The organism is Vibrio sp. 99-8-1 (assembly GCF_013114595.1).
In the GTDB taxonomy this organism is placed as follows: Bacteria; Pseudomonadota; Gammaproteobacteria; order Enterobacterales; family Vibrionaceae; genus Vibrio.
In genome coordinates this window covers 16,876-42,598 of record NZ_VTXE01000041.1, presented here as the reverse complement: position 1 = coordinate 42,598, position 25,723 = coordinate 16,876, and the positions used below count along the sequence as shown (strand labels likewise).

Below are 25,723 nucleotides of genomic sequence, written 5' to 3'. Positions count from 1 at the left end.
GACGTAGGTCGTCTTGGTCACGGTTTAGGTATGGAACTGACAGAGCGTCCTTCTAACACCGCAACAGACAACACTGTGCTGAAACCTGGCATGGTAATGACACTAGAACCAGGCATGGTGTACGCACCTGGCAAGTCTATGGTTCATGAAGAGAACATCGTAATCACAGAAGATGGTGCGGAATGGTTAAGCGAGCGTGCTGAACCAGAATTGATAGTCATCAAGTAAGCCTTATAGTCGGCCATAACCATTGCAGGCTATGGCATTTCAGTAGAATAATAAAATATGCCTCTTTTTACCCCCAAGAGGCTATTTTCATCGACTTCATTCTCATGAAGCAGTAATCAGGAAATAGTAATCATGAAACAATTATCAGCCGAGTTGATTAGCAATATGGTCTCTTGGAGGCATCATATTCACCAGCGTCCGGAAATTGCATTTGATGTTGTTGAGACCGCGGCGTTTGTCTCTGAGTCGTTAAAGAGTGCAGGAATAGAAGTTCATGAAGGCATTGGCAAAGTTGGTGTAGTGGGCGTACTTCGTTGTGGAGATAACCCTCAACGTAAATCTATTGCGCTTCGTGCGGACTTAGATGCCATTGCCATAGAAGAAGAAAATGAGTTTGACTATAAGTCACTCAATGCAAATAAAATGCACGCATGTGGACATGATGGCCATACGGCCATGCTACTTGGTGCGGCGCATCACTTAGCGAAATTCGGTGACTTCGAAGGTACTGTCTACTTTATCTTTCAGCCGGATGAAGAGTACGGCATGGGCGCTAAGTCTATGCTAGAGGATGGCCTTTTTGAGCGATTCCCTGCGGATGAAGTTTACGGAATGCATAATTTGCCTGGATTAGAGTTGGGCAAAATCGAGATGCGTGTTGGTGGTACGATGGCGAGCGAAACGCTATTTGATATCAAAATCAAAGGACAAGGTGGTCATGCATCCTCACCGCACCGTATTAATGATCCAATCGTAGTTGCGGCTCAAGTGATGTCGAGTGTTCAGGCTATTGTGGCGAGAGCAGTTGATCCATTAGAAGCAACCGTTGTGTCTATTACCGAAGTTATTACTGACGGCGCGAGAAACGTGATACCTAGCAATATCAATATTAAAGGCGATTCAAGAACCTTTAGTAATGAAAATATTGCACTGGTTGAAAAACGAATGAGAGAGATTGTCGAAGGAAGCTGTGCCGCATTTGGTATGGAAGGAGAGGTCTCAACCGTCACTGAATTCCCTGTATCCTATAATGCTGAAGCGCAAACGGCTATTGCAGAACGCGCAGCAAAAGCTGTTGTGGGTGAGCAGAATGTCACTACTGGCTGTGTACCGAAGAGTTTTTCTGAAGATTTTGCTTTTCTAGCGAAAGAGGTTCCGGCGTGTTATGTATTCATTGGTAATGGTGTTGAAGGTAGTCATGGAATGATGTTGCATAACCCTAAATATGATTTCAATGATGATGCATTGGAAATTGGTGCTAGCTACTGGTGTCAATTGGTGGAAGTAAGTTTAGCAAAGTGAGATAAGCGATAAACTTTGCTATATGAATTCTTGTACGAAATATAGATTACATTTATATTTCGTACATATTCGCTTTTGACGATTTATAAGAATGCTGATAAAAATTATAACAGGTATGACCCTCTCTTCGTGTCTACTCGCCGTATTAAATCTAGGGGTTAATGACATCGAATATGCGGAACATTATAGCGCGGTGGCCATTAGTTGTGATGCTAATGCGACGGAAAATCATTTTAGTATTAACGGTATAGACTTTTTGGCTATGCATTCCTCGTCGGCTGACACAGAACAAAAACCTCTAAAATGGCAATCTAACCTGCACGATACTCAATGTTAACATTGTAAGTTAGGGCATCCTTGCCCTTCACATCAGCTCGATCGAGCTATCAATCAGGAATGGTTATTTAATCAATCTCTTTCTTAAAGATAAGGGAAGTATTAATGCCACCAAAGGCAAAGTTGTTACTCATAATATACTGCGCGTTTATCTCTCTGCCTTCACCAGTAATGTAATCTAAATCGCCACAGTCTGAGTCTAAATCCGTTAGGTTCAGCGTTGGGTGGAACCAGCCTGAATGCATCATCTCAATGCTTAACCAAGCTTCAATTGCTCCGCAAGCGCCTAAGGTATGGCCAAAATAGCTTTTAAGTGAGCTGATAGGGACGTTTCCTAACGCTTTCTCGGTTGCATTTGTTTCTGCTATATCACCACGATCCGTTGCAGTGCCATGAGCCGAGACATAATCGATCTGAGAAGGGAGTATATTGGCGTCACGTATGGCCATCTCCATGCAAGATTGCATGGTTTCCATTTGTGGTTGAGTAACATGAGCGGCATCGCAATTGCTGGCAAAACCAATAATCTCAGCGAGAATAGTCGCGCCACGCGCTTTTGCGTGTTCATACTCTTCAAGGATCAAAGTGCCTGCACCTTCACCTATCACCAAACCATCACGGTTTGAATCGTAAGGACGAGGGGTACTTTTTGGGTCGTCATTTTTAAGACTGGTAGCAAATAGGGTATCAAATACCGCTGATTCCGTTGGGCATAGCTCTTCGCCACCTCCGGCTATCATTGCCGTTTGGTAACCATGTTTAATCGCTTCATAAGCGTAGCCAATTGCCTGACTTCCAGAAGTACAAGCACTGCTGGTTGGAATGATTCGACCTTTAGCACCAAAAAACAGACCGACATTAACCGCTGCGGTGTGAGGCATCATCTGTACATAGGTAGTAGCAGTAATCGCTCGGGTGGTTTTCTCACTAAGCATTATGCCAAATGCACCAACCGCATCAGTACTGCCTGTTGAGGAGCCGTAAGCAACACCCGTTTGACCATTAGTGAGAATATCATGGCCGATTAACCCCGATTGAAGTAAGGCATTTTCAGTGGCAACTGTTGCCATCTTCGATACTCTGCCCATACTACGTACTTGTTTACGCTTGTAGTGTTTTGGCAACTCAAAATGGTCAATTGGCGCTGCTAACTTGGTATTTAAACCATCGTATTGTTCATAAGATGGCATGTATTGGGTGGCATTTTCACACGCTTTCAATTTAGGTTGGATTGCTTGCCAGTCGTTACCAAAGGCCGTCACACCTGACATTCCTGTTATTACAACACGACGACTCATATTAAACCTCCGTTGATTGAGATAACTTGGCGAGTAACATACGCCGCAATATCTGACATAAGATAACTCACTAAACCGGCCACTTCCTCTGGTTCACCCATACGACGAAGTGGCACTTGAGGCAGTGCGTGTTCTTTAACGTGCTCATCGACCATACCCGTATCAATAAGTCCTGGTGCGACACAGTTTACCGTTATCTTTCGTTTAGCCAGTTCGAGCGCTAAAGATTTGGTTGCCCCTATAACCCCTGCTTTTGCAGCGCTGTAGTTAGTTTGCCCCCGATTACCCATTAAACCCGATACTGATGCAAGGGTGATAATTCGACCCCCTTTGCGATTTTGAACCATAGGCATGACACAAGGGTGAAGCACGTTATAAAAGCTGTCTAAATTGGTATGGATAACGCCATCCCACTCTTGTTCTGTCATAGCCGGAAACGCTGTGTCCCGGGTAATTCCTGCATTATTGACCACACCATAGTATGCACCATGCTGTTCAATGTCTGCTTCGAGCTTCTCTCGGCACTCATCTCTCTGACTAATGTCAAACTGAATCAGACGAGCAGAACCACCAAGTTGCTCAATGGTTTCTGCTGTTTGCTGGGCACCTTTTTGATCGCCCATATAGTGGACAATAATGCTAAATCCGTCTTTAGCGAGTTGAATGGCAATCTCTTTGCCTATTCCTTTGCTTGCTCCGGTGACGAGTACTTGTCGAGTCATGATAAGTTTCCAGTTTTCATCTGTTGCAATTGTTGTTCGGTCGGCACGTAAACATTTAATTGGCAAGAGGCGAGTACTTCACCTCTATCTTCTAGCCGTGCCATAAATACCGCCATGTTGTCATCTGCTAATACTTGTTCTGCATAGATATCTAATGTTTGATTTTTGGTAAATTTATCACACATTGCAGTATAACGTCGGCTACCAAGTAAGAACCCAATCGGCGGGCTGTTATTTTCTAACAGGGCGTGGTAACCAGACCAAGCGGCGACAGATTGCGCCATAAACTCTATGCCGACATAAGCTGGAACCGTCTCTTTTTCAACATCAAAAAAGGGGTTATGTTCACCTATATCAACCTGACAGTGGATCGATTTTTCTTCAATGGTAATGGCGCGGTCAACCAAGATCATTGGGTTGTCATGAGGCACAAGTTTTTCTATAGAGGGAAGATCATTCATTACTGTAACCAAATATAAGGCTGATGTTGTTGCCGCCAAAGGCAAAAGAGTTACTGAGTATCGCTTTTCCGTTGAGTTTTGTAGGCTGTTCAATCAGGTTTATGTTTATATCCTCTGCTTTGTCAGAGCAGTTTTGTATCGGCAGAGATAAGCGGTACTTAAGTATGTGCCAAGCAATGGCAGCTTCTGTCGCGCTGGCTGCTCCCAGCGTATGTCCCGTCATCATTTTGGTAGAGCTTACTGGTGTAGCTTGACCAAAAATTCTCTGTATGGCTTTGCTCTCCATGCGGTCATTAAGTTCTGTCGCGGTACCATGCGCATTGATATAGCCAATATCATCAATGGATAAACCGGCCTGCTCAAGAGCGTTGCGCATTGCCACTTCTGCGCCATGTCCTTCTGGATGTGGGGCAGAGATATGGTGAGCATCAGAGCTCTCTCCAGCACCTAACAGGACAATATCACTCTGCTCATTACTAAGTAGCATGAATGCCGCGGCCTCACCAATATTAATACCATCTCGTTGTTCACTAAATGGTCTGCACAGCTGTTTAGATAAAGCTTCTAAGCCACGAAAGCCATTCAGAGTTAGCCGACAAACCGTATCGCAACCACCAACAATGACCGCATCTACCAAGCCTGATCGTAATAGTCGTTGGGCGGTGATAAATACTCGTCCGCTCGAGGAGCAAGCGGTAGAGATGGCATAGCAAGGGCCTGTGAGCTGAAAATAGTCGGCAATAAACTGGCTACTGTTGGCAATTTCTTGTTGTTGATAGTGAAAATGCTCAGGAAAGTCCCCTTCGGCTAACAAGCTTTCATATGCCTCTTCACCATCTGATATACCCGATGTGCTGGTCCCAACGACCACAGCCACTCGCGAGGCTCCGTACTGTTCTATCGCTTGCTGAATGGTCGGTGCAATTTGCAATAATGCAGATAAGGCCAGCTGGTTATTGCGAGTAGAGTAGCGCTGCATATGTTCAGGTAGAGTGGGAAGTGTTTCTTTAACCCGGCCAATAACAGTAGGGTCTCCCGTATTCAATATCTCATCATTGGCGATCATATTGGCATCTTTGTCACCACTGAGAACGTGATGAATCTGCTCATGCTCATTGCCCATGGCGGAGTGGAAACCACAGCACTGTATATAGACTGGGTTTGCTGATCTATTTTCCATATTAGTGCTCTACTGCTGTTTCTGCTGAATCTGGTAATTGAGGGTCTGAATTTCAATCAAATAGTCTAATGATTTATGAGTAAATCGGATAGTACCTTTCAGCGGCTGTCTATGTTGATAGTTTATCTCTATGATCGCTTTGCCGGTTTCATCCGTAATAATGCGTTGATTATCGGATTCTATAATACTCCAACCTAAATCATCTAATGGAGCGTGCCATGCGCTTTTAGGCCATAGGGTGATCATTAAATTGAACAGTATCTGTTCAGGATCTGGCAATACACCGTTTAGCCCATTCATTACTTTGGTTTCAATCTGACTATCTTGATAGCTGAGAGATAAAAGTCGAGTTCCCCAAGATGAAAATCCTGCTAACACGATTTTACTATTGGAGACTTCAAGTTGTACTGGTAACTGTTGTGTTTGGGCACCTTGCGCTGTTGTCCATTGAGCCGAAATAAGTTGGCTGGCGGTAACCTGATAACCCAACTGGCTAGGTTGTGGCAGTTGCACAAATCGATCTTTTGTAATCTCAACCTTGGCTGAAGAAGGCTTTGTAGTAAGGCTGCATGAGGAGATAAATGCGACTATAAACAGCATAACTACAAGGTTAATAATCGATTTTGCTCTGTATCTATATCTAATCATTGAGGGGAGATATCCTACATTTTGCCTTATCATTAAACTCGGGTTGTTTCTCGTTCTGGCTAGTGGAGATGTTAAGCATAAAAAGCTAATGTTCACGGGACTGAATAGCCATGGGTGACAATAACCAAGCAACAAAAATACCACTTAAAACAGTGATGCCAAAGCTGTGTATTGCATGAGTTTGACTTAACGCCAGTAAACCAAATGATAACAGAGTCGTAGTGGCGGATAATGTAATGGCAAGTAACGTACTTTTATTGCGACTGTTTTCCGCAAAAAATAGCGTGTAATCAATACCTATACCGATCACTAATATCAGTGCCAGTAAATTAAATAAGTTTAGCGCTGAGCCTGTGAGCGTTGTGACGGCTAAACCAGCCACGCATGCGATAACCGATGGCAATATGATTTTAATCGCCTGTATCATGTTATAGCGGACGCTGAGTACCAGTGTGATGGCGACAATAGCAGCAGCCAATAACTGCATCACTTTTATTCGGTAATCTCCAAACAGTGAGGAGAGTTGTTCCGCTTTATCCAAATAGAGCAGATTAGGCTGTTGTTGAAGATAGCTGTGGATAGTGTCTAAATTACTCGGCTGTTTTAACAAGATGACAGTAGCAACACTTTCGCCAACCTGACCTAAGTAAAGAAAACGTACCGGCTCGGAACTGGCTTGGCTTAAATAATCATCCAATGATACTGGGGAGAACTGAGCCGTAAAATTAGGAACGTCGGTTAGTTTTAACTGGCTAGCTAATAGGGGGCCATATTGTTGGTAATAGTTTGAGATTACCTCAAAATCTCGCTGCTGCAGTTGTGTAGAGGCAAGATATTGATTGAGTGCTTGATACCCCTTAATTACGCCATCATGGATCCATTGTTGAAGCTGAGGTTGAAGTTGTTCTAGAGACTGCATCAGTGCTTCATTGTTGCTGGCGGTTAGCAGCAACATTTTTTGCGAAGAGTGTATGCCGCTTAACTGAGATATTGTCTCTTCTTGCTGCTTAAGACTGGCTGGCATAGCTTGCAACTGTTTAATATCATCATTGTAATCGACGCCTGTTAACACCAACAAACTGATCATTAAAATTGCTACCGGTAAGCCTAATTTAAACATAGGCTTCTGCCATGTTAGCAGTAGAGAAGACCAAATAGCGCCCCAAGGAAGAGGCCTAGTTGGACTTGGTTTAGCGGCTAAGATGGGGTAGCAAACGACTACAGTTATATACGCTGAGATAAGACCAACAGCTGAAAATAGCGCGAGCTGTTGCAATCCGGGAAATGGTGCAACCAATAAGCCTAGATAACCGATTAAACTGGTGATCAGCCCTAAGGTGATTGCTGCCAAAATATGCTTCAGTCCTTGGATACTTTGCCATTTATCTCCTGAGGCTAAACGGTCAGTAAGGTAGTGAAAAGCATAGTCTATAGAGACCCCTATTAAACTCGCACCAAATACCAAGCTAAACAGATGAACCTTGCCAAAAATCATACTAGTGACACTCAGAGCGACAAGCAGGCCGACAGAGATTGAGAGTAAAGAGAGCAGCAGCGGAGTGACGCTCCGAAACACGGTAGCGATTAAAACAACAATACCCAGTAACGAGAATAGCCCAATGGTGCTGATCTCTGATTTAGCGCTTTGGGTGCCAAAGTCAGCATAAAATAGAACCCCTGTATGGAGTATCTCTACGTTGTATTGTTGAGCTAGGGTATTTTGTAGCTGGTTAATTATAGGGACTGCTTGCTGGGCAGATAAGCTGTATGGCGACTCTTTTAGCTCGGCACTAATGAGAAGATATTTTTTTCCTTGATAGTGAGTAGCAAGAAAACGCTTGTCTAAAGTAAAGGTGGATGATTGCTGACTTATCTCTGCTAAGTAATCTCGAAAAAGTAGAAAAGGGTCCGCTTCTAACTCTTGTGCGGTGACACCGGAAAATGGATTGTAAAGTGATTGAATGACTTGCTGAATTCGATCATCGGGGGACGTGGTTAACTGTATTCGCTGTGCTTCGGTGAGTTGCTGAAACCTATTCTGAAAATAGTACTTGCTCCACTCTTGCTGTTGAGATGAGTGGATCTCTCCGATTACCTTACTGAAGTACGGGGTTGCTGCTAGCCCTTCCTCTAATGCCTTTGCCGCACTATATAACGAACTCTCTTCTTTTCCTGTGACAACAAAGATAACCTTGTTGCTCATGTTACTGGTGACTTTTTCAAATGCCTGTTCAGCCAGTGGGTTTTGCTGATCCACAGGTAGCAGTTTTATTATATTGGTCTCGATAGGAGAGCCAGCAGAGAAGAACCACAGTTTGGCTAGATAAACAGAGCAAACAAGGATAAAACCAAGCCAGATGATGGCGAGATGTTTTCCTCGTGAAAACAGTAGATTAGAAAGCAAACTGTTGTTGCTCTTCATTCGTTAATGTCTCAGGCTGATGACGTTGGTTACTAAAGATAATCTCCGTTTTATCACCTCGAAGTTCTTCTAAAACTAAGCGGTTAATATCTTGCTGCCCCGACAATATGATCTGCTTAAATACTGAGTTTAAAGGTGCAGACAAAGGCACCAGTGTCAATTGCCACTGCTCACCTTGCAAAGAAAAATCCAGTTCAAATTGCTGTTTTAGCTGCTCTGTATCACCATGAAAAACCGAAAGGAAAATGTGGCTAAAATAAAATGCCATCGGGTTCTGTTGCTTGGTCACGATTTGCGCCGGTTGGTTAGCAAACGTTTGACGTAATTTATCTTCAGTTAAAACCAAGCTAACCGGAAACGGTGAGGTTTGATGCCATAACAGCCCATGCTCTTTTGCCAGTAGAAACTGGCCTGAAGAAGCTAATGGCTGCTCAAACATAGCAATATGGCGCTGCTGCGAAAAGTCACCTCTAACTAAACTCTGTGATGCTAATTGTTGTTGCAAAGAGGCGAGGTCGGTCACTTTAGCTAAGGCCAAAGGTGACAAAATAAACAAGACAATAAACAGCCATACGCGATGCATTACAAACACTCTCCATGTTTATGCCAATGAGCTATTTTATCAATAAATAGCTTGGGTGAGGCAAAGCACATCTCTTGGTTTTCCATTTCAACGGCAACTTGAGTGGTATGGGCTTTACACATACGTTGACCACTTTGACCGTCATAGATAACGTAATCTATTCGTAGGCGATTTTCCCACTCGGTTAATGTTGCGGTGACAGTAATTTGATGATTAAAAGGAAGCGCTTTTACATACTTAACTCGAGTATCGATAATTGGCCACATGTAACCAGAGTCATTCATAGCAATGTAACCGTAATCTATTTTATCCAACAGTACTCGGCGAGCTTCTTCAAAGTAACGAAAATAGTTACCATGATAGATAACGCCCATAGGATCAGCATCTTGAAACGAAGTAATAATGCTGACTTCTGATGTTAATGGAAACAATACTGCTTCACTCATATTGGCTTACTCATTTTAATGAATTATAGGGCGTCGGAATAAAGGGACCAATGGCGCTGTTGAATGCGTTGAACAAAGTGACGCAAGTCGCCTTCCAATGGACGGTCCTCTACCAATAAAGAGAATTCAGACAACACTTGCTCACGAATCGCTTTGATATTGTCACTTAGATGAGCGTCATCGAGCTGTTGCTGAGCTTTTCTAATCTCTAGCGCTTGAGTTGCGGCAAGCAACGATGCAGCGGTGACCTGTTCTGTCAGTTCCAATACTCGTAGACAATCTCGCGCCGCGATAGTGCCCATACTGACTTTGTCTTGATTGTGACATTCGGTAGAGCGAGAAAATACGCTAGCAGGCATGGTCTGTTTTAATGCCTCAGCTGTCCACGCTGAAATACCAATTTGAACCGCTTTAAAACCATGATTAATGGGTTTTCTTTCCCCAGTTGCCCCAGTCAAATTAAAAGGAAGGCCATTATTAAACTTGTAGTCCATTAATTGGGCCATTTGACGGTCAAGCAAGTCGGCAAGGTTCGCGACACCGGTTTTAAGGGTATCCATCGCCATTGCGATATGTCCACCATAGAAGTGACCACCATGTAAAACACGTTCATTATCGCCATCAATAATAGGATTATCATTAGCACTATTTAGTTCATTTTCTATTAGCTGGCGTAACCAAGGCAGTGAGTCTTGCACCACACCAATCACATGAGGAGCACAGCGAAGAGAGTAACGATCTTGTAATCTGTCGCTGTTACTTGGTGGGCGTTCTGAGCGAAGATCTTCTCGTAACCATTGTGCAATCTTCTGTTGCCCTGGATGAGGTTTCACAGCAAAAAGGCCTTGGTCGAAATGGAAGTCGTTGCCTTGAATGCCTAAAGAGACCATCGCGGTGATTTTTGTACATAACTGGCAAAGATACTCTGCACGTTTATAAGCAAGACAAGCTAAAGCTGTCATTACTGATGTGCCATTCATCAAGGCTAAACCTTCTTTAGGCTTGAGTTTGATCGGGGCAATATCAAGTTGCTTAAACACCTCTTCTGTTGAGCAAATGGTGTCGTTATAGATAACGTCACGCTCTCCAATGAGAACTGCTGCAAGGTAAGATAATGGCGTCAGATCACCACTGGCGCCGACGGAACCTTCTTGTGGAATGCGTGGGGCAATGTCTCTGTTTATAAGAGTAACAATCTGTTCTAACAGCTCATGAGAAACACCAGAAACCCCTTGAGAGAGTGAGCACAAACGCGTCGCCAGTACAGCGCGAGATTGCTCTTTGGTTAGTATCTCTCCCAAACCACAGCCATGAAAGCGGGTTAAATGCAGTGGTAGTTCGTCGACAAGTTCAGGAGGAATCGCAACAGTACAGGAGTCACCATATCCTGTAGTAACACCATAAATAACGCCATCTTCTTTTAATAAACGTTCAAGAAAAGCCACGCCACGATCAATTTTTTGTCGATACTCTACGGTATCGTTTAAGCTTGCCGTTGCTCCTTGTGAGATAGCTACGACGTTTTCAATGGTTAAGCGCTCTGCGCCAAAAGTTATATTAGTCATCTTTATTATCTTGTTGCGTTTGGCTTAACGTCCAAAAGTTGAAAAAATTGTACCACTGTAGTGGTGCTTTTAATGTGTAGTGTTCAAGTCTTGTTGCGTATTTTTGTACTGTCTGTGTTAATGCTTCTTGTCGCTCGTGTCGCGGAAACTCCAATCTATCGGAAAAGTGCTCAAAGTAAACCTCAAAATGGTCCGATTTACTCTGCTCATCACGCAATCCAAACAGAAGATACACCGGGGCTTTTAATACTGAAGCCAGCATAAAAGGCCCTTGGGGGAATGGTGCCGGCTTGCTAAGAAACTCTGCCCAGATAGAACGGCTCTCTTTACTGGTGGAGGTTCTGTCGCCAACAATGACGATCCACTCGCCCTGTTCCAACTTCTGCTGTAACAATATCGCGGTGTCTGGGCCGATAGAACTTACTTGGATAAGGTTTAAGTTCGAGTCCGGATTGATGGCGTTGAGTACAGAGTTGAACTGCTGCGCATGCTCGGTAAACACCAAAGCATTAATTTTTAAATCCGTGTAGTGACGGCTTAATGCTCGACATAGCTCAATATTGCCTAAATGAGAGCCAATTAATAGCGCCCCCTGTTTGTTGTCTATTAATGATTGAGCATCATCTTGTCCGTAAATGGATAAGTTATCGAAAGAGTAATCACCTCTCCAAGCAGCCAGTTTATCCAGCATGGTTTGACCAAAAGAGAATAGGTGCTGAAAACGGGTGAGTTTATTGGGCAATTGGATGTTGTTTTGACTTGCGTGCTGCGCAAGTTGCTGCAAATAGTGATTCGAGGCTTGTTTCGCTTGGCGGCCAACTAAAAAGTAGTAGCCAATTACAGGGTAAAGAAAAAGATTAAATACTCGCCTACCTAGCAGGCTATAAACCGCAAGCAAGGTTTTAATGCCCAACACCGTTCCCTGCTCTTTGCGTTTAGACCAATGAGCACTATCGGACGAAGAGTTTTTATTGCTCCGAATGGTGCGCATTAATAATTTTGGGCTTCGGAGTAGCATGCCAAAAAACAGCTTCGTATGCATTTTACTGATATAAATATTGTCCCACAGGGCATCAAAATGGGAGATGCCTCCTTCAGGATAGACGACTTGAGTATCAACAAATTCAATCTCACAGCCCTCCCAGTACATGCGAACCATTATTTCAGTGTCAAAATCCATGCGTAGACCAATACGGTATTGATCTAACACTTTTACGGTTTGAGAAACAGGGTAAGCCCTAAAGCCGCACATGGTATCTTTAATTGAGAAAGATAAAGTCTCGACCCAAACCCAAAAATGAGTAATGTAGCGCCCGTAAAGGCGGGACTTAGGAATGCTCTCATCATATATAGGCTGGCCGGAAATAAGAGAATCAGGTGATGACTTTGCAGCGGAAATCAGTTCAGGCAAGGCATTGACATCGTGTTGGCCGTCAGCATCTATCTGAATAGCGTGGGTAAAATTAAGGGAATTTGCATGGTGAATACCCGCGATAACGGCACCACCTTTTCCTTGGTTTTTTCTTAGGGTAAGCAGATGAATGTCATCTTGCTTTGCCAGTTCATTTAATGCCGATGAGGTGTACTGATCGCTGCCATCATTAACTAAAATTATTGGATAAGAAAACGCTTTCAATGACTGAGTAACCTTGGCAACGGTATCACCATGGTTATAACAGGGGATCAAAAAACAGGGGCTAAAGTCACTCATCACTCTCACCTAACTTGATCTTTCCTGAAGAGTGAATGGTCACGACTTCATCCTGTTCAGAGTAATATTGAAAAGAGAGTTTATGTTTATCACTATGCCATGTAAGTTGTAATGTCACTTTACCATCAGGAAGGATTGGCTCTTTAAATTTAAGTACCTCCAACCCTTTAAAGCTAGTTGGCGTTTGTAAGTACTTACTTGCGTAATAAATAGCCCAATCTATTTGGCTGACTCCGGGTAAAAGAGGGAAATGACTAAAGTGCCCAGTAAAGTCTAAAATGTCGGCATCTGCTTTGAGCTCTAATAAGGCCTGCGATACTGAAATCTGTTTCGCTAAAATTGTCGGTTTTCTTTTTACCATCATTACTAACTACACTTATCTTTAAATAGGGCTTCTATTTGTGAAAACTGTTTTTTCCCTTGGCTGTTAACAGGGATATCATTCAACACCCGATATTTTCTCGGTATCGCGACAGGCTCTAACCAGGCACGAAGTTCATTTCTAAGCTGTATCCAAAACTTACCTTTACCAAGTTGCTGGAGTTTATCTGTACCTTCTTCGGTTAACACGATTGCGGCTGCCAATATGAGTCGGCCATTTTCCTCAAGAGGAATAACGGTACTTTCATTAACCCAGCTAGTGTGATCCAATCGATTTTCTACTTCAACAAGTGATACGCGTTTTTCTTCTACTTTGATTATTCGATCTGCTCTACCAAGTAACCGGAAGTGTACGGCATCATGAAAATAGCATCGATCAGATGTTTGATACCAATCTGTACCGTTGATATGAGGGGAACAGAGTTGCAGGCACTGCTCATCATCTAACTGTGCTTTGACGGACGGGAAAAGTTGCCACAGCTGTTCTGATGTATGCTGTTGTCGAAAGGCAATTCCTCCTGTTTCCGTGCTACCAAACACCTCAATAGGAGATTGTGAATAGAGCTGTAGCGCATGTTGTGCTGCTGCAAATGATAGAGGTCCACCGGAAGAAAAAATAGCGGTGAGTGTCGACGGTGTATCTTCTAAAGATAAACGTTTTAGTAGCGCTGGACTGCTAATTAGTGTGGTATTTGAGCTGGCATGAGAGGCGATCTGCTCTGGGTATTCTAGGTTACGACAGGCAAACGCTCTACCCGCACATAAAGGCCAGAGAACTCGAAACAGCAAACCATATATGTGCTGGTGAGAGACGGTACTCTCAATGCGACTGTGTTGCAGTTGCTCTCCCCACAGCTGTTCCAAAATGGCTATTTCGCTATCCAGTTGGTGCAATGTTTTATTAATGGCTTTAGGTTTTCCGCTGGAGCCTGATGTGAAAAGAATCAGTGAAATCTCATCCAGCGCTAGCGGTGAATAACTGAACATTGAATTGGACGGAGTTGCAATGTCAATATTCATCGACCTTACATGCTCGCTAACGTCTGACTCTCCATCGCAGAATAAAAGATCAAACTGTTGTGATAATTCTATTAAGGCTTCAGGCTGATGGTTACCCGGCAGAACAATGCTCTTTCCTGCACAGGCGATGGCAAAAAATCCCACCGCGAATTGATAGCTATCGCTACAGCAAAGGGCCACTTTTTTCGCTTGGCTTTGCTGTAATTTTTTACTGTTGTAATCAATATCACTTAATAGGGACTGCCAGCACCAAGAGTGTGATGCATCAAATGCAACTAAATAGGAGAGCGGTTTAGGTGAACAGAGCAGTGTACTGAGTGAGTGAAATGCCACTTGCTGATTACTTGTCATCAATAGAGCCTATTTGTTATCTGTTCTTTATTTTTCGATTGTGTTCTTAACGTAAATAGCGAGCGTATCTGAAAACACCGTTTCTGCTAGGCTAAAACTGTTTTCGAACCTTTTGCCTAACCAACCACTCAATAGCAAACAGTGACCCTGCAAATAGGTAGCTGACTAAACCATTATATAGCGTCCAGATCTCCATCGATTGAAAACAGGTATAGAGCGCTATTGAGCCATTAATAACAAAAAATAGACACCAAACGATGGTGACTTTTCTTGTGTAATCAATGCCACTTTGAGGTAGGTCTGGTTCTTGTAGCCTTGCCAAACGTTCAATAATTGTTTTTGGCTGATTTAAGCTGTAAGCAAAAACACAAAGCATGCAGAGGTTAACGGCAACAGGATAAAAGGTTAACCAGCTGTTTTGTTTAAACCAAGCGCCAAGTAACGCCAACATGATGCCAACGCTACCACTTACCCATGCTAGCTGTTTTAATTCTTTAAGTTGTGCTTTGCTGCCGGTGATAATTCTAATAACAAATGCTGCAATTAAAAATCCACCGACAATTTCTAGGCCAAACTTATCGATCCCAAAGTAGATAGCAAATGGGTAACCGATAAGAACAATTGCAGACAGTAGTGTCAGCAATTGTCGCATTAATTATCCTTGAGAAGAGCGTCTACAGATTCGACAATATCACTCACTGTACGCACTGCTTTAAACTCTTCAGGTTTGATCTTTTTGCCAGTCACTTTTTGCAGATGAACCACAAGGTCAACCGCATCAATACTGTCTAAATCTAAATCTTGATATAGGTGGGCATCAAGGGTGATATCCGCTTCATCGATCTCAAATAGCTCGACCAAAGCATCTTTGATTTGGTTAAAAATTTGTTCTTTATTTACGTCTGTCATAATGAGGTCTGGCTGTTATTGGCTGGTTTGTGATGAAATATAGCTGGCTAAGTTGGCCACTGATGCAAAATGTTGTCGAGTATTAGAGTCGTCAGCATCAATAACAATGTTAAACTTTTTCTTTATAGCAAGACCAAGTTCTAACGCGTCAATTGAATCTAACCCCAAACCATCACCAAAAAGAGGTGCGTCAGTGTCAATATCTTGAATGGTAATATCTTCAAGATTTAAGGCATCAATAATTAACTGCTTTATATCGTTGTGTAGTAATTCCACTGCTTGTCACTCTTTGTTTTTATTGTCTGGAAAAATAGCTTTCGCTAAATATTTATTAAGCTTTCTTGCGGCTAAAGTTGGATTATTAGTTTGCTCAATAAATGATTGAATATCGATTTTACCCTTTATTTGAATATGGAAAAAGGGCTTTGTCTTCGGAACTTGATACCACTTTTTTTCTTTTGTAAGAAAACTTGGCGAAACCGAAATATGTATAACTCGTAGATCCGTCTCAGTACGAACTGCAATTTGAGCCGCTCCTCGTTGCAAAGTGGACTCTACACCGGGAGTGGTCCGGGTGCCTTCGGGGAATATTAGCAGCACATTGCCATTATCGAATCGCTGCTGACAACTGTGCAATAGATCATCTGAAGCTTGATTCGGTATATAACCTGCAGCCTTAACAATATGTTTCAAAAAAGGGTTAGACCAGATAGCGCTTTTTACTAAGCAATCACACTGTTTTAATTGTGAGGCGATAATCACATAGTCAATAAAGCTAGGGTGATTTGCCACAATGATGCAGTTTCTATCTTGTGCAAGTTGCTCGGCACCTTCAATTTTGTAGTCTATTGCACCCGACAGTTTCATTAGACGGCAGAACGTATTGAAGGTTAGCTGAATGATATGCTGAACCCGATATTGTCGACTATCAGGCTGTGAAATGAATAGAAACAGCAATGGAATAATGACAAAGCTAAGGAGTAAGCTACCAATACCAAATATGACGAAACAAAAACCGGTAGCAAAAACACGCCAATATTGATTAATGGTTAACAACGCTTCCATCTCCAATACTGACGATCCGCGTTGATTGACCACTCTTTTTTCTCTGACAGAAAATGGCTAAGAAAAGCTAGGCCTTGTGGTAACTGGCTAGTGTTGGTTAGATCTGTTTCTCTGTTTTCTAATGCAGTTAGGGAGAAATCATCGCCCTTAGACAATACCAACCCTAACGAAAAACCTTGAAAGTTATCGGTCTCGTACTGTTGATACACAGCGGGTAAAGGCTCATCAAAGTCCACCAATAGCACTTTATGACTGGGGTGTTGTTCAAGGTAACTCCAGGCTTCCAATATTGCGCTCTGAAAAGTATTTTCTGCGGCTGAAATAGAAGTTAGGGGAATCGGCTTTTTGGTTATTATGGTGGAAAGTCCTGCTGCGGTATTGTGTACCGACTGAGAAAAAGCCATGGGTGACGCTTCTTCACCTTGTACAATATCTTGGATCAATTGTGCGCTTCGGTGCAGCTCACCATGTCGGCTAGAAAAAACCAGATAATCAATATTATTCTGGTTAAGTAGCGGTATTGCGGTTTGCACAGCAAGCTTACTTAACGCACTCATTCTTCTTCTCGTCATGGCAGGAATAGCGTCTACTGCAATTGTTCCTTCATCAGGCCACTGATTATTTATCGCCCATTGTTGCCATTTTTCAGGCTGATCGAGTCCTTTCGAGTTCGCTGACCAGTGGTCTATATTTAGTGATATTACTTGAGAATAAATTGACATAACATATTGATTTTAATTTGTAGTAACGAAATACTAGCAAGCTTCTTAACATATATTTAGGGAAATACTATGAAATTCTTTAAGCTAGCCGCCGCGCTATTTTTGACTCTAATCGTTGTTGGTTGTAATCGTGTGCAACCAATAATGAATTTCGAGGATACTCCAGTTGCTTATGAACTTCAAAGTCAAGATGTTAAAGCGGCCATTATCAAAGCTGCCTCTGCTCGTGACTGGTTGGTAAAAGAAGTGAAAGAGGGTGAACTTGACGCAAAACTGTATGTGCGTAGTCACTTTGCGGAAGTGAGCATCACTTACAGCAATAAATTTTACTCTATCAATTATGTTCGTTCAGAAAACCTGAAAGAGAGTGATGGAAATATTCATCGTAATTACAATCGTTGGGTAAACAATTTGAATGTTGATATTCAAAAACAATTATCCATAATGGCAGCTTCAAAGTAGACCTTTGAGTTCCTATTCAACATTTGTTTAAGTTAGGTTTTTCAGTGATAAATCAAAATATTGATCCATTTAATGCTCTAGAAGCAAAAACAGAAGCACAAAAGCTCTCTTTTGCGCCTATTGCTTTTCATACTGCCCGCACATTAAGAGATCTTGGTATTTTAACCGCGCTCGATAAAGCGGGTACGGAAGGACTAAGTGTAGAGCAGATCTCGCAATCCACTGACGTTTCAGAGTATGGCGTTAAGGTGTTGCTAGATATGGCCATTAGCGCAAACATTGTGTTGTGGGAAAAACCTAACTACTCCCTTGCTAACCTTGGTTTTTTCTTACTGCATGACGGTATGACTAAGGCGAACATGGATTTTACTGCGGACGTTTGTTATGCCGCTATGATGCATTTGACGGAGTCTATTCAGCAAGGAAAACCGGCAGGGCTAAAAGAACTGGGAGATTGGGAAACGATCTACCAAGGTTTGTCTCGACTTCCAGAGCAAGCAAAACAGAGCTGGTTTGCTTTTGACCATTTCTATTCAGACCGATCATTTCCGGTATTGCTAGAGAAAGTGTTTCAGTCTAACCCTAAACATATCGTGGATATAGGTGGTAACACTGGTAAATGGGCAATGCAGTGTTGTAATTACAATAGTGATGTGAACGTGACTATTGTCGATCTACCGCAACAGCTTGAAATGGCAATGGCGAACGCTAAAGAGAATGGCTTTTCTGAGCGAATTCAAGGGTACCCTGCCAATATGCTGGATAAGGCTCAAACCTTACCTGAGCATGCGGATATCTGGTGGATGAGCCAGTTCCTAGATTGTTTTTCACCGATGGAAATTCTTAACATCTTAAAACGAGTGAAACAGCAGTTAGCACCGGGCTCGGTGGTTTATGTTTTAGAACTGTTTTGGGATGCACAGAAGTATGAAGCGGCTTCTTACAGTTTAAACGCTACTTCACTCTATTTTACCTGCTTAGCAAATGGCAATAGCCGTTTTTATCGCAGCGATGACTTTTTAGAGATAGTCGCTGAGTCAGGGCTAAAGATGGTAGAAAGAACGGATAATATCGGTTTAGGCCATACCTTGTTAAAACTTACCGCTTAGTTATGCCATAACGTTACTCGACAAATGTCCGTTATTTTAAATCGCCCAAAGTATAAAAATACTTTGGGCGATTTAATGACTCACTTTCACGAATTAACAATAAATGGGTTATGGCTATTGAAATATTAGCCAAATAAATTAATCTATTTGTATATTCAATTAAATTGAACCTAACTTATGTCAGACTCGCCTCTATACATTCAGATAAAACAGTATATATCGAAAAATATTGCTTCCGGTAAGTGGCCTGTCGGGCATCGTATCAATACGGAGTTGGAGCTGACTAGCCAGTTTAATGTTAGCCGAATGACGGTGAACAAAGCCATTCGAGACTTAGTCTCTGAAGGAATGTTAGTAAGAAAACCGAGAGCAGGAACCTTCGTTTGTGCTAAGGAAGAGAAGGCTGAGTCACCATTATTGGATATTCGGAATATTGCCGAAGAGGTTGTTTCTCGCGGTAAGCATTACCACAACAAAGTGATCAAACAGCTAAAAGTGGTGGCTGACGAAGTGATAGCAACAAGGCTAGGAGTTATGGTGAATACCGAGGTTTTCTATAGTGAAATTATCCACTATTCTGATTCTCTGCCCGTTCAATTGGAGGTACGCTGGGTAAACCCAATCTATGCTCCAGATTATCTAGAACAAGACTTTTCCCACTCAACCCCAAACTCCTATCTATCAGAAAATTGTCCATTAAGTGCCATTGAACATACTGTCGAAGCAATAGTACCAGAGGTTATGGTTCGTGAAGCGTTAACCATGACTGACAGTGAGCCCTGTTTGCTGTTAAATCGTCGTACTTGGAGTGACGATAAACTGGTTAGTACTGCACTGCTTTATCATCCGGGCAGTAAATATCAACTCAGTTCTAAAATTATGCTTAAATAACCCCTACTCAAGATAATAAAGTCAAAATAGCCCGCATTTTAGTACCGCTAGTTTGCCACTCTTCAGCTATTGAATGGGTTTTATAATCGCTAATCTTTCTCTATTTCTCAACTTTTGATCACATTTTCATAACATTACTATTGTCTCTGGGCTATACTTGATTTAATTGTATATACAATAAGCTTAAGTTGATGAGTGACTTGTTGATGTGAAAAGTAGGAGAGCATGATGAATCTAGTATTGGAAAATGCCCGTCTAGTTACGATGCAGTCGGGATCGCGAGGCTATGTGGTAACTGAGCCAATGCAACTGCTGATTTCTGAAGGGAAAATAGACTCTATTGATCGTCAGTCATCACAAGATAAACCTAGCCTTTACACTTTTTTTGCTGATGAGCCTTATGTTCACCTTGATTGCAGTGACACCCTTGTTACGCCTGGTTTAATTGATTGCCATACGCACCTTATCTACGCGGGTAATCGCTCTGGTGAGTTTGAGCAGAGATTGAATGGAAGCTCTTATGAGCAAATAGCCCAGCAAGGTGGCGGTATTCTATCTACGGTTAATGCCACTAGAGAGGCGACTATTGAACAGCTTGTAGACTTAGCTCAACCCCGCCTGGATGCGCTAATGGCTAGTGGCGTAACCAGTATTGAAATTAAATCTGGCTACGGCTTAACGGTGGTAGATGAACTTAAAATGCTTAGAGCGGCAAAACGGCTGCAACAGAATAACAATATAAAAATCTCGACTACTTTACTCGGTGCTCATGCTATTCCTCCTGAATATCAGGGTAGGGCAGATGACTATATCGATTATGTGTGCGAGAAGATGATCCCTTTGGCGGCAGGGGAAGGGTTAATTGACAGCGTTGATGTGTTTTGTGAAGGGATTGGTTTTAACCTTCAGCAAACAGAGCGTGTTTTTCAATGTGCCATCGAGCATGGCTTATCAATAAAAGGGCACACAGAGCAGTTGAGCCCTTTAGGTGGCAGTGCGTTAGCGGCTAAATATGGTGCGTTGTCCGTTGATCATGTTGAATACCTTACAGAGTCCGGAGTGAAAGCCATTGCGGAATCAGAAACGGTCGCTACTTTGCTACCCGGTGCGTTCTATTTTTTAAGGGAACAACAAAAACCGCCTGTCGATCTGCTTCGTCAATATAAGGTGCCGATGGCCATTGCCACGGATCATAACCCCGGAACATCGCCATTCTCTGATGTGACTTTAATGATGAATATGGCTTGTACACTGTTTGGCTTAACCCCAGAAGAGTCTCTTCGCGGAGTGACATGCCATGCTGCACAAGCACTGGGTTTTTCACAGAGCCGAGGCCAGATTAAGACCGGTTTTGATGCAGACTTTGCTCTGTGGAATATCGAACATCCTGCCGACCTGAGTTACCAAGTTGGAATAGATAGATTAGTTTGCCGCGTGGTGAATGGGGAAGTTTGCTATGACTAACCATGATTGTTCTATTGGTAACGAAAAAAACAGTAGTGGCAAACCGTGTCGACATGGTTTCAATTGGACAGGAAGAGAGGATAAAGAGGATGGTGAGTTAGGCGAGCGAGTTCATCACGTTATCACCAACTGTGAAGTTGAGAATTTAGCCAATAACAACGCGGATGTTTGTCTACTCGGGTTTGAGTGTGATGCGGGTGTAAAGCGTAATAAAGGCCGAATTGGTGCAAAAAGTGCGCCAGATTCTATCCGTACGGCACTCGCGAGTATGGCGTGGCATCAAGATAGAACACTGGTTGATTTAGGTAATGTGCCGTGTCACAGAGATGAGTTGGAACAGAGCCAGTTTGAATGTGCAACTGTGATAGCGACAGCGCTGCATCACGCCCCAGTCATTACATTGGGGGGAGGACATGAAGTGGCTTGGGCGTCTTTTCAGGGATTAGCGCAACGGTTAAGTCAACAAGAACAGCCCCCTGTTATTGGCATCATTAACTTTGACGCTCATTTTGATTTAAGAGCGTTTTCCAGTGATGAACACGAAACAGTCATGCCTAGCTCTGGAACGCCTTTTTATCAAATTGCCGACTACTGTCATAACAAGGGCTGGCCATTTCACTATGCTTGCCTAGGCGTTAGTCCTGCCAGCAACACGCGAGCACTATTTCAAAGGGCAGATGAGTTGAATGTGTGGTACATCGAAGATCATCAATTTCTCGCAGATAAAACCGCCAAACAGCTACAGCAACTAAAGAAATTCATCACTCAGTGTGACTTTATCTATCTCACCATTGATCTGGATGTGTTCCCGGCGGCCACCGCACCGGGAGTAAGTGCACCGGCAGGGAGAGGAGTTAGCTATCACGCGATTGAGCCATTTATTCAGACCATTTTATTACAACAAGATAAGTTGATTTTGGCAGACATTGCCGAATACAACCCAAACTACGATCTAGATAATCAGACGGCAAGATTGGCCGCTCGACTATGTTGGGATATCGCCAACAGCCTATCGAACTCAGATGCAATTAAAAACATAGATCGTTAATTCAATAACAGAAGCTACCTCAATCTTTGGCGATTAGCTGAGAAAGGTTGCGCTCACAGATACAAAGGAATCTCTATTATGCCAACACAAGACCCTCGTCATGATACCTCTCGTACTATTCGTGCCCCAAGAGGCACCCAGTTGCGCGCGAAATCTTGGTTAACGGAAGCACCACTGCGTATGTTAATGAACAACTTAGACCCAGAAGTTGCGGAGCATCCTCATGCTTTGGTTGTGTATGGTGGTATTGGTCGCGCTGCTCGAGATTGGCACTGTTTCGATAAAATTGTTGAGGTGTTAGAAAGGTTAGAAGACGATCAAACCCTATTGGTGCAATCTGGTAAACCGGTTGGTGTTTTCCCTACCCATAAAAATGCTCCAAGAGTTCTGATTGCTAACTCGAACTTGGTACCTCATTGGGCAAATTGGCAACACTTCAATGAGTTAGATAAACAGGGACTGATGATGTACGGTCAGATGACGGCGGGATCATGGATCTATATTGGCTCACAAGGGATAGTGCAGGGTACTTATGAAACCTTTGTCTCTATTGCCAAAAAACACTTCGATGGTATCAGTAAAGGTCGCTGGATCTTAACGGGTGGATTAGGTGGTATGGGAGGCGCTCAGCCTCTTGCTGGCACGATGGCCGGCTTTTCGATGTTGGCGGTCGAGTGTGATGAGTCTCGTATTGATTATCGCCTTCGTACCGGTTATGTAGACAAAAAGGCCACCTCTCTTGATGAAGCGCTGGATATGATCACTCAATCAGACACACCTGTGTCTGTCGGCTTGTTAGGGAACGCTGCCGATGTATTTGCAGAGTTAGTTGCACGAGGAATTACCCCAGATGTGGTGACAGATCAGACATCGGCACATGATCCACTAAACGGTTACCTACCTCAAGGTTGGACGATGGAGCAGGCTAAGCAAGAGCGCTTAGAGAATGAGTCAAAAGTCGTGAAAGCGGCGAAACAATCTATGGCGGTTCAGGTTCAAGCGATGTTAACGCTGCAAGAGCGAGGAGCGGCAACTTTAGACTATGGGAACAATATTCGACAGATGGCGTTGGAAGAGGGAGTTAAGAATGCCTTTGATTTCCCAGGGTTTGTTCCGGCTTACATCCGACCACTATTCTGTGAGGGAATTGGTCCTTTCCGTTGGGCTGCTCTGTCAGGCGATCCAGAAGATATTTATAAAACAGATGCAAAAGTAAAAGAGCTTATTCCGGACAACCCTCATCTGCATAACTGGTTGGATATGGCTCGTGAACGTATTCAATTTCAGGGACTTCCTGCACGTATCTGTTGGGTAGGACTAAAAGATAGAGCTCGCCTTGGTTTGGCCTTCAATGAAATGGTCAAAAATGGTGAGTTGAAAGCACCAATAGTGATTGGTCGAGATCATCTTGATTCCGGTTCAGTTGCTAGCCCTAACAGGGAAACAGAAGGCATGATGGACGGTTCTGATGCTGTGTCTGATTGGCCTCTGTTAAATGCGATGCTGAATGTATCTGGTGGCGCAACATGGGTCTCCTTGCATCATGGTGGTGGTGTTGGTATGGGCTTCTCTCAACACTCTGGAATGGTGGTGTGTTGTGATGGTAGCGATGATGCCGCAGAACGTGTTGGAAGAGTACTGCATAATGACCCTGCCACGGGAGTGATGCGCCATGCTGACGCAGGTTATGATATCGCCAAGCAGTGTGCTGCCGAGCAGCAGTTAGACCTTCCGATGATCAACAAGTAAAGACAGTATTAGGAAATGAACACTATGATTAATTTGCAGTTAACACCGGGACAACTTTCACTGTCTGCTCTTCGAAACATCAGTCGAGCACCGGTAAATTTATCTCTTGATCCTGCGGCAATACCTGATATTGAAGCCAGTACCAAAGTGGTGGAACAAGTGATCAGCGAAGATAGAACCGTTTATGGCATCAATACAGGATTTGGCTTACTCGCCAATACCCGAATTGCCGCAGAGGATCTTGAAACACTACAAAAAAGTATCGTGTTATCTCACGCCGCAGGAATTGGCGAGTTTATGTCGGACGAAACGGTTCGTTTGATGATGGTACTCAAAATTAACAGCTTATCTCGTGGTTTTTCTGGTATCCGCCTTGAAGTCATAGAAGCTCTAATCACCTTAGTGAACTCTCAAGTTTATCCATGTGTGCCTAAGAAGGGCTCTGTTGGTGCATCTGGAGATCTAGCGCCTTTGGCTCATATGAGTACCGTACTGTTGGGAGAAGGAGAAGCGAGACATAATGGCAAGATAATTACTGGCCTTGAAGCGTTGCATATTGCCGGTCTTGAAGCGATAACATTGGCTCCGAAAGAAGGTTTGGCGTTACTTAATGGCACACAAGCTTCCACCGCTTTTGCGTTAGAAGGTCTGTTTGAAGCGGAAGACTTATATGCATCTGCAACCGTTTGTGGTGCCATGTCGGTGGAAGCGGCGCTGGGTAGTCGCCGTCCGTTTGATCCGAGAATTCATCGGGTACGGGGACACAGAGGTCAAATTGATGCTGCAATGGCATATCGTCATTTGCTGGAGCATAGTAGTGACATTTGCCAGTCTCACAGTGATTGTGAAAAGGTTCAGGACCCGTACTCATTGCGCTGTCAGCCGCAAGTAATGGGAGCCTGTTTACAGCAAATTCGCAATGCTGCGGACATATTGCAAGTCGAAGCGAACTCTGTATCTGATAATCCGTTGGTCTTTGCTGACGATGGTGACATCATTTCAGGAGGCAACTTCCACGCTGAACCGGTAGCAATGGCAGCGGACAACTTGGCGCTGGCCATCGCCGAGATGGGGAGTCTGTCGGAAAGGCGAATGGCTCTGCTTATTGACAGCGCATTAAGTAAATTACCGCCGTTTTTGGTGGACAATGGTGGGGTTAACTCTGGCTTTATGATTGCCCAAGTCACCGCTGCAGCGCTAGCCAGCGAGAACAAAACATTGGCGCACCCTGCGTCGGTAGACAGTTTACCAACCTCAGCCAATCAGGAAGATCATGTTTCTATGGCCACTTTTGCAGGGCGCAGGCTTAAAGATATGTCGGAAAATACCCGTGGCATTTTGGCTGTAGAGTACTTATCCGCTGCCCAAGGACTAGATTTTCGTAAACCTAACTTATCCTCTCCACTGATCGAGCAAGCGAAAGCCATATTGCGAGAGAAGGTGTCGTTTTACGATAAGGATCGCTACTTCTCACCTGATATTGAGAAAGCCAATCAACTGCTAAAGTTGGCTGTGCATAACGCTTTAATGCCAGAAAATATCTTGTGCAGTTACTGATGAAACAGTGGGTTAAATAACATCCGCCCATAAGAAATAGAGCAACACAAAAAAGAGCAGTAGATATCATTGTCTACTGCTCTTTTTATTTCT

At 43.3% G+C, this 25,723-nt stretch carries 27 protein-coding genes; 10 read left to right on the top strand and 17 right to left on the bottom strand.

The features are described 5' to 3' along the window. From F0227_RS18900 to F0227_RS18890, 3 genes are all read left to right on the top strand, one after another. The coding region (locus F0227_RS18900) for a M24 family metallopeptidase (RefSeq protein WP_171754804.1) at nt 1–228 on the top strand (228 nt) is incomplete at its 5' end. Between the two features lie 132 nt (nt 229–360). Then, nucleotides 361–1,530 carry an amidohydrolase gene (locus tag F0227_RS18895; protein ID WP_171754803.1) on the top strand — a complete coding sequence of 390 codons (1,170 nt, stop codon included), beginning with the start codon at nt 361–363 and terminating at the stop codon, nt 1,528–1,530. Nucleotides 1,531–1,621: 91 nt separating this feature from the next. After that, a complete protein-coding gene (locus F0227_RS18890; RefSeq protein WP_171754802.1) occupies nt 1,622–1,867 on the top strand; it encodes a hypothetical protein in 246 nt (81 codons plus the stop codon). Nucleotides 1,868–1,934: 67 nt separating this feature from the next. Here the strand turns inward: F0227_RS18890 and F0227_RS18885 are convergent, their stop codons facing one another. The 17 genes from F0227_RS18885 to F0227_RS18805 form a co-directional block, all read right to left on the bottom strand. Further along, nucleotides 1,935–3,164, bottom strand: a complete 1,230-nt coding sequence (locus F0227_RS18885) for a beta-ketoacyl-ACP synthase (protein WP_171754801.1) — start codon at nt 3,162–3,164, stop codon at nt 1,935–1,937. Continuing rightward, nucleotides 3,161–3,886, bottom strand: coding sequence for a 3-oxoacyl-ACP reductase FabG (fabG, locus tag F0227_RS18880; protein WP_171754800.1), 726 nt, complete (start codon nt 3,884–3,886; stop codon nt 3,161–3,163). The genes F0227_RS18885 and fabG overlap by 4 nt, the downstream gene beginning before the upstream one ends. Further along, on the bottom strand, nt 3,883–4,347 hold the full coding sequence (locus tag F0227_RS18875) for a hotdog family protein (RefSeq protein WP_171754799.1): 465 nt from the start codon (nt 4,345–4,347) through the stop codon (nt 3,883–3,885). The genes fabG and F0227_RS18875 overlap by 4 nt, the downstream gene beginning before the upstream one ends. After that, nucleotides 4,340–5,527, bottom strand: coding sequence for a beta-ketoacyl-[acyl-carrier-protein] synthase family protein (locus F0227_RS18870; RefSeq protein WP_171754798.1), 1,188 nt, complete (start codon nt 5,525–5,527; stop codon nt 4,340–4,342). The genes F0227_RS18875 and F0227_RS18870 overlap by 8 nt, the downstream gene beginning before the upstream one ends. Nucleotides 5,528–5,536: 9 nt before the next feature. Beyond that, nucleotides 5,537–6,127 carry a DUF3261 domain-containing protein gene (locus F0227_RS18865; protein WP_253822135.1) on the bottom strand — a complete coding sequence of 197 codons (591 nt, stop codon included), beginning with the start codon at nt 6,125–6,127 and terminating at the stop codon, nt 5,537–5,539. A 133-nt stretch (nt 6,128–6,260) separates the two neighbouring features. Further along, nucleotides 6,261–8,597: an MMPL family transporter gene (locus F0227_RS18860; RefSeq protein ID WP_171754796.1), complete on the bottom strand. Its 2,337-nt coding sequence runs from the start codon at nt 8,595–8,597 to the stop codon at nt 6,261–6,263. Then, nucleotides 8,569–9,180, bottom strand: a complete 612-nt coding sequence (locus F0227_RS18855) for an outer membrane lipoprotein carrier protein LolA (protein WP_171754795.1) — start codon at nt 9,178–9,180, stop codon at nt 8,569–8,571. The genes F0227_RS18860 and F0227_RS18855 overlap by 29 nt, the downstream gene beginning before the upstream one ends. Next, entirely contained in the window at nt 9,180–9,626 is a 447-nt protein-coding gene (locus tag F0227_RS18850; protein WP_171754794.1) for an acyl-CoA thioesterase, read from the bottom strand. The genes F0227_RS18855 and F0227_RS18850 overlap by 1 nt, the downstream gene beginning before the upstream one ends. Nucleotides 9,627–9,649: 23 nt before the next feature. Further along, nucleotides 9,650–11,191 (bottom strand): aromatic amino acid ammonia-lyase, encoded by a 1,542-nt coding sequence (locus tag F0227_RS18845; RefSeq protein WP_171754793.1) that lies wholly within the window; start codon nt 11,189–11,191, stop codon nt 9,650–9,652. Continuing rightward, a complete protein-coding gene (locus F0227_RS18840; protein WP_171754792.1) occupies nt 11,184–12,902 on the bottom strand; it encodes a glycosyltransferase family 2 protein in 1,719 nt (572 codons plus the stop codon). Before F0227_RS18840 ends, F0227_RS18845 begins: the two co-directional genes overlap by 8 nt. Then, complete coding sequence (locus F0227_RS18835; RefSeq protein WP_171754791.1) at nt 12,895–13,266, bottom strand: 3-hydroxyacyl-ACP dehydratase; 372 nt, start codon at nt 13,264–13,266, stop codon at nt 12,895–12,897. The genes F0227_RS18840 and F0227_RS18835 overlap by 8 nt, the downstream gene beginning before the upstream one ends. Before the next feature lie 2 nt (nt 13,267–13,268). Continuing rightward, nucleotides 13,269–14,654, bottom strand: coding sequence for an AMP-binding protein (locus F0227_RS18830; protein ID WP_171754790.1), 1,386 nt, complete (start codon nt 14,652–14,654; stop codon nt 13,269–13,271). A gap of 91 nt (nt 14,655–14,745) precedes the next feature. Further along, complete coding sequence (locus F0227_RS18825) at nt 14,746–15,306, bottom strand: septation protein IspZ (RefSeq protein WP_171754789.1); 561 nt, start codon at nt 15,304–15,306, stop codon at nt 14,746–14,748. Beyond that, the gene (locus F0227_RS18820; RefSeq protein WP_171754788.1) at nt 15,306–15,563 is read right to left on the bottom strand and encodes an acyl carrier protein; all 258 of its coding nucleotides are present in this window, start codon (nt 15,561–15,563) and stop codon (nt 15,306–15,308) included. Before F0227_RS18820 ends, F0227_RS18825 begins: the two co-directional genes overlap by 1 nt. Nucleotides 15,564–15,578: 15 nt before the next feature. Then, a complete protein-coding gene (locus F0227_RS18815) occupies nt 15,579–15,839 on the bottom strand; it encodes a phosphopantetheine-binding protein (RefSeq protein ID WP_171754787.1) in 261 nt (86 codons plus the stop codon). 6 nt (nt 15,840–15,845) lie between these two features. After that, nucleotides 15,846–16,619, bottom strand: a complete 774-nt coding sequence (locus F0227_RS18810; protein ID WP_171754807.1) for a lysophospholipid acyltransferase family protein — start codon at nt 16,617–16,619, stop codon at nt 15,846–15,848. Next, entirely contained in the window at nt 16,613–17,350 is a 738-nt protein-coding gene (locus tag F0227_RS18805; protein WP_171754786.1) for a beta-ketoacyl synthase chain length factor, read from the bottom strand. Before F0227_RS18805 ends, F0227_RS18810 begins: the two co-directional genes overlap by 7 nt. Before the next feature lie 69 nt (nt 17,351–17,419). On the opposite strand from F0227_RS18805, the gene F0227_RS18800 reads away from it, so the two are divergent. The 7 genes from F0227_RS18800 (at nt 17,420) to hutH (ending at nt 25,630) form a co-directional block, all read left to right on the top strand. Further along, nucleotides 17,420–17,812, top strand: a complete 393-nt coding sequence (locus F0227_RS18800; protein ID WP_171754785.1) for a hypothetical protein — start codon at nt 17,420–17,422, stop codon at nt 17,810–17,812. Between the two features lie 44 nt (nt 17,813–17,856). Continuing rightward, entirely contained in the window at nt 17,857–18,921 is a 1,065-nt protein-coding gene (locus tag F0227_RS18795; protein WP_171754784.1) for a methyltransferase, read from the top strand. A 177-nt stretch (nt 18,922–19,098) separates the two neighbouring features. After that, complete coding sequence (hutC, locus tag F0227_RS18790; protein WP_171754783.1) at nt 19,099–19,812, top strand: histidine utilization repressor; 714 nt, start codon at nt 19,099–19,101, stop codon at nt 19,810–19,812. A 228-nt stretch (nt 19,813–20,040) separates the two neighbouring features. After that, a complete protein-coding gene (hutI, locus tag F0227_RS18785; RefSeq protein WP_171754782.1) occupies nt 20,041–21,276 on the top strand; it encodes an imidazolonepropionase in 1,236 nt (411 codons plus the stop codon). Further along, complete coding sequence (gene hutG / locus F0227_RS18780; RefSeq protein ID WP_171754781.1) at nt 21,269–22,324, top strand: formimidoylglutamase; 1,056 nt, start codon at nt 21,269–21,271, stop codon at nt 22,322–22,324. Before hutI ends, hutG begins: the two co-directional genes overlap by 8 nt. A gap of 78 nt (nt 22,325–22,402) precedes the next feature. Beyond that, a complete protein-coding gene (gene hutU / locus F0227_RS18775; protein WP_171754780.1) occupies nt 22,403–24,073 on the top strand; it encodes a urocanate hydratase in 1,671 nt (556 codons plus the stop codon). 24 nt (nt 24,074–24,097) lie between these two features. Next, nucleotides 24,098–25,630: a histidine ammonia-lyase gene (hutH, locus tag F0227_RS18770; protein ID WP_171754779.1), complete on the top strand. Its 1,533-nt coding sequence runs from the start codon at nt 24,098–24,100 to the stop codon at nt 25,628–25,630. Nucleotides 25,631–25,723: the final 93 nt, after the last annotated feature.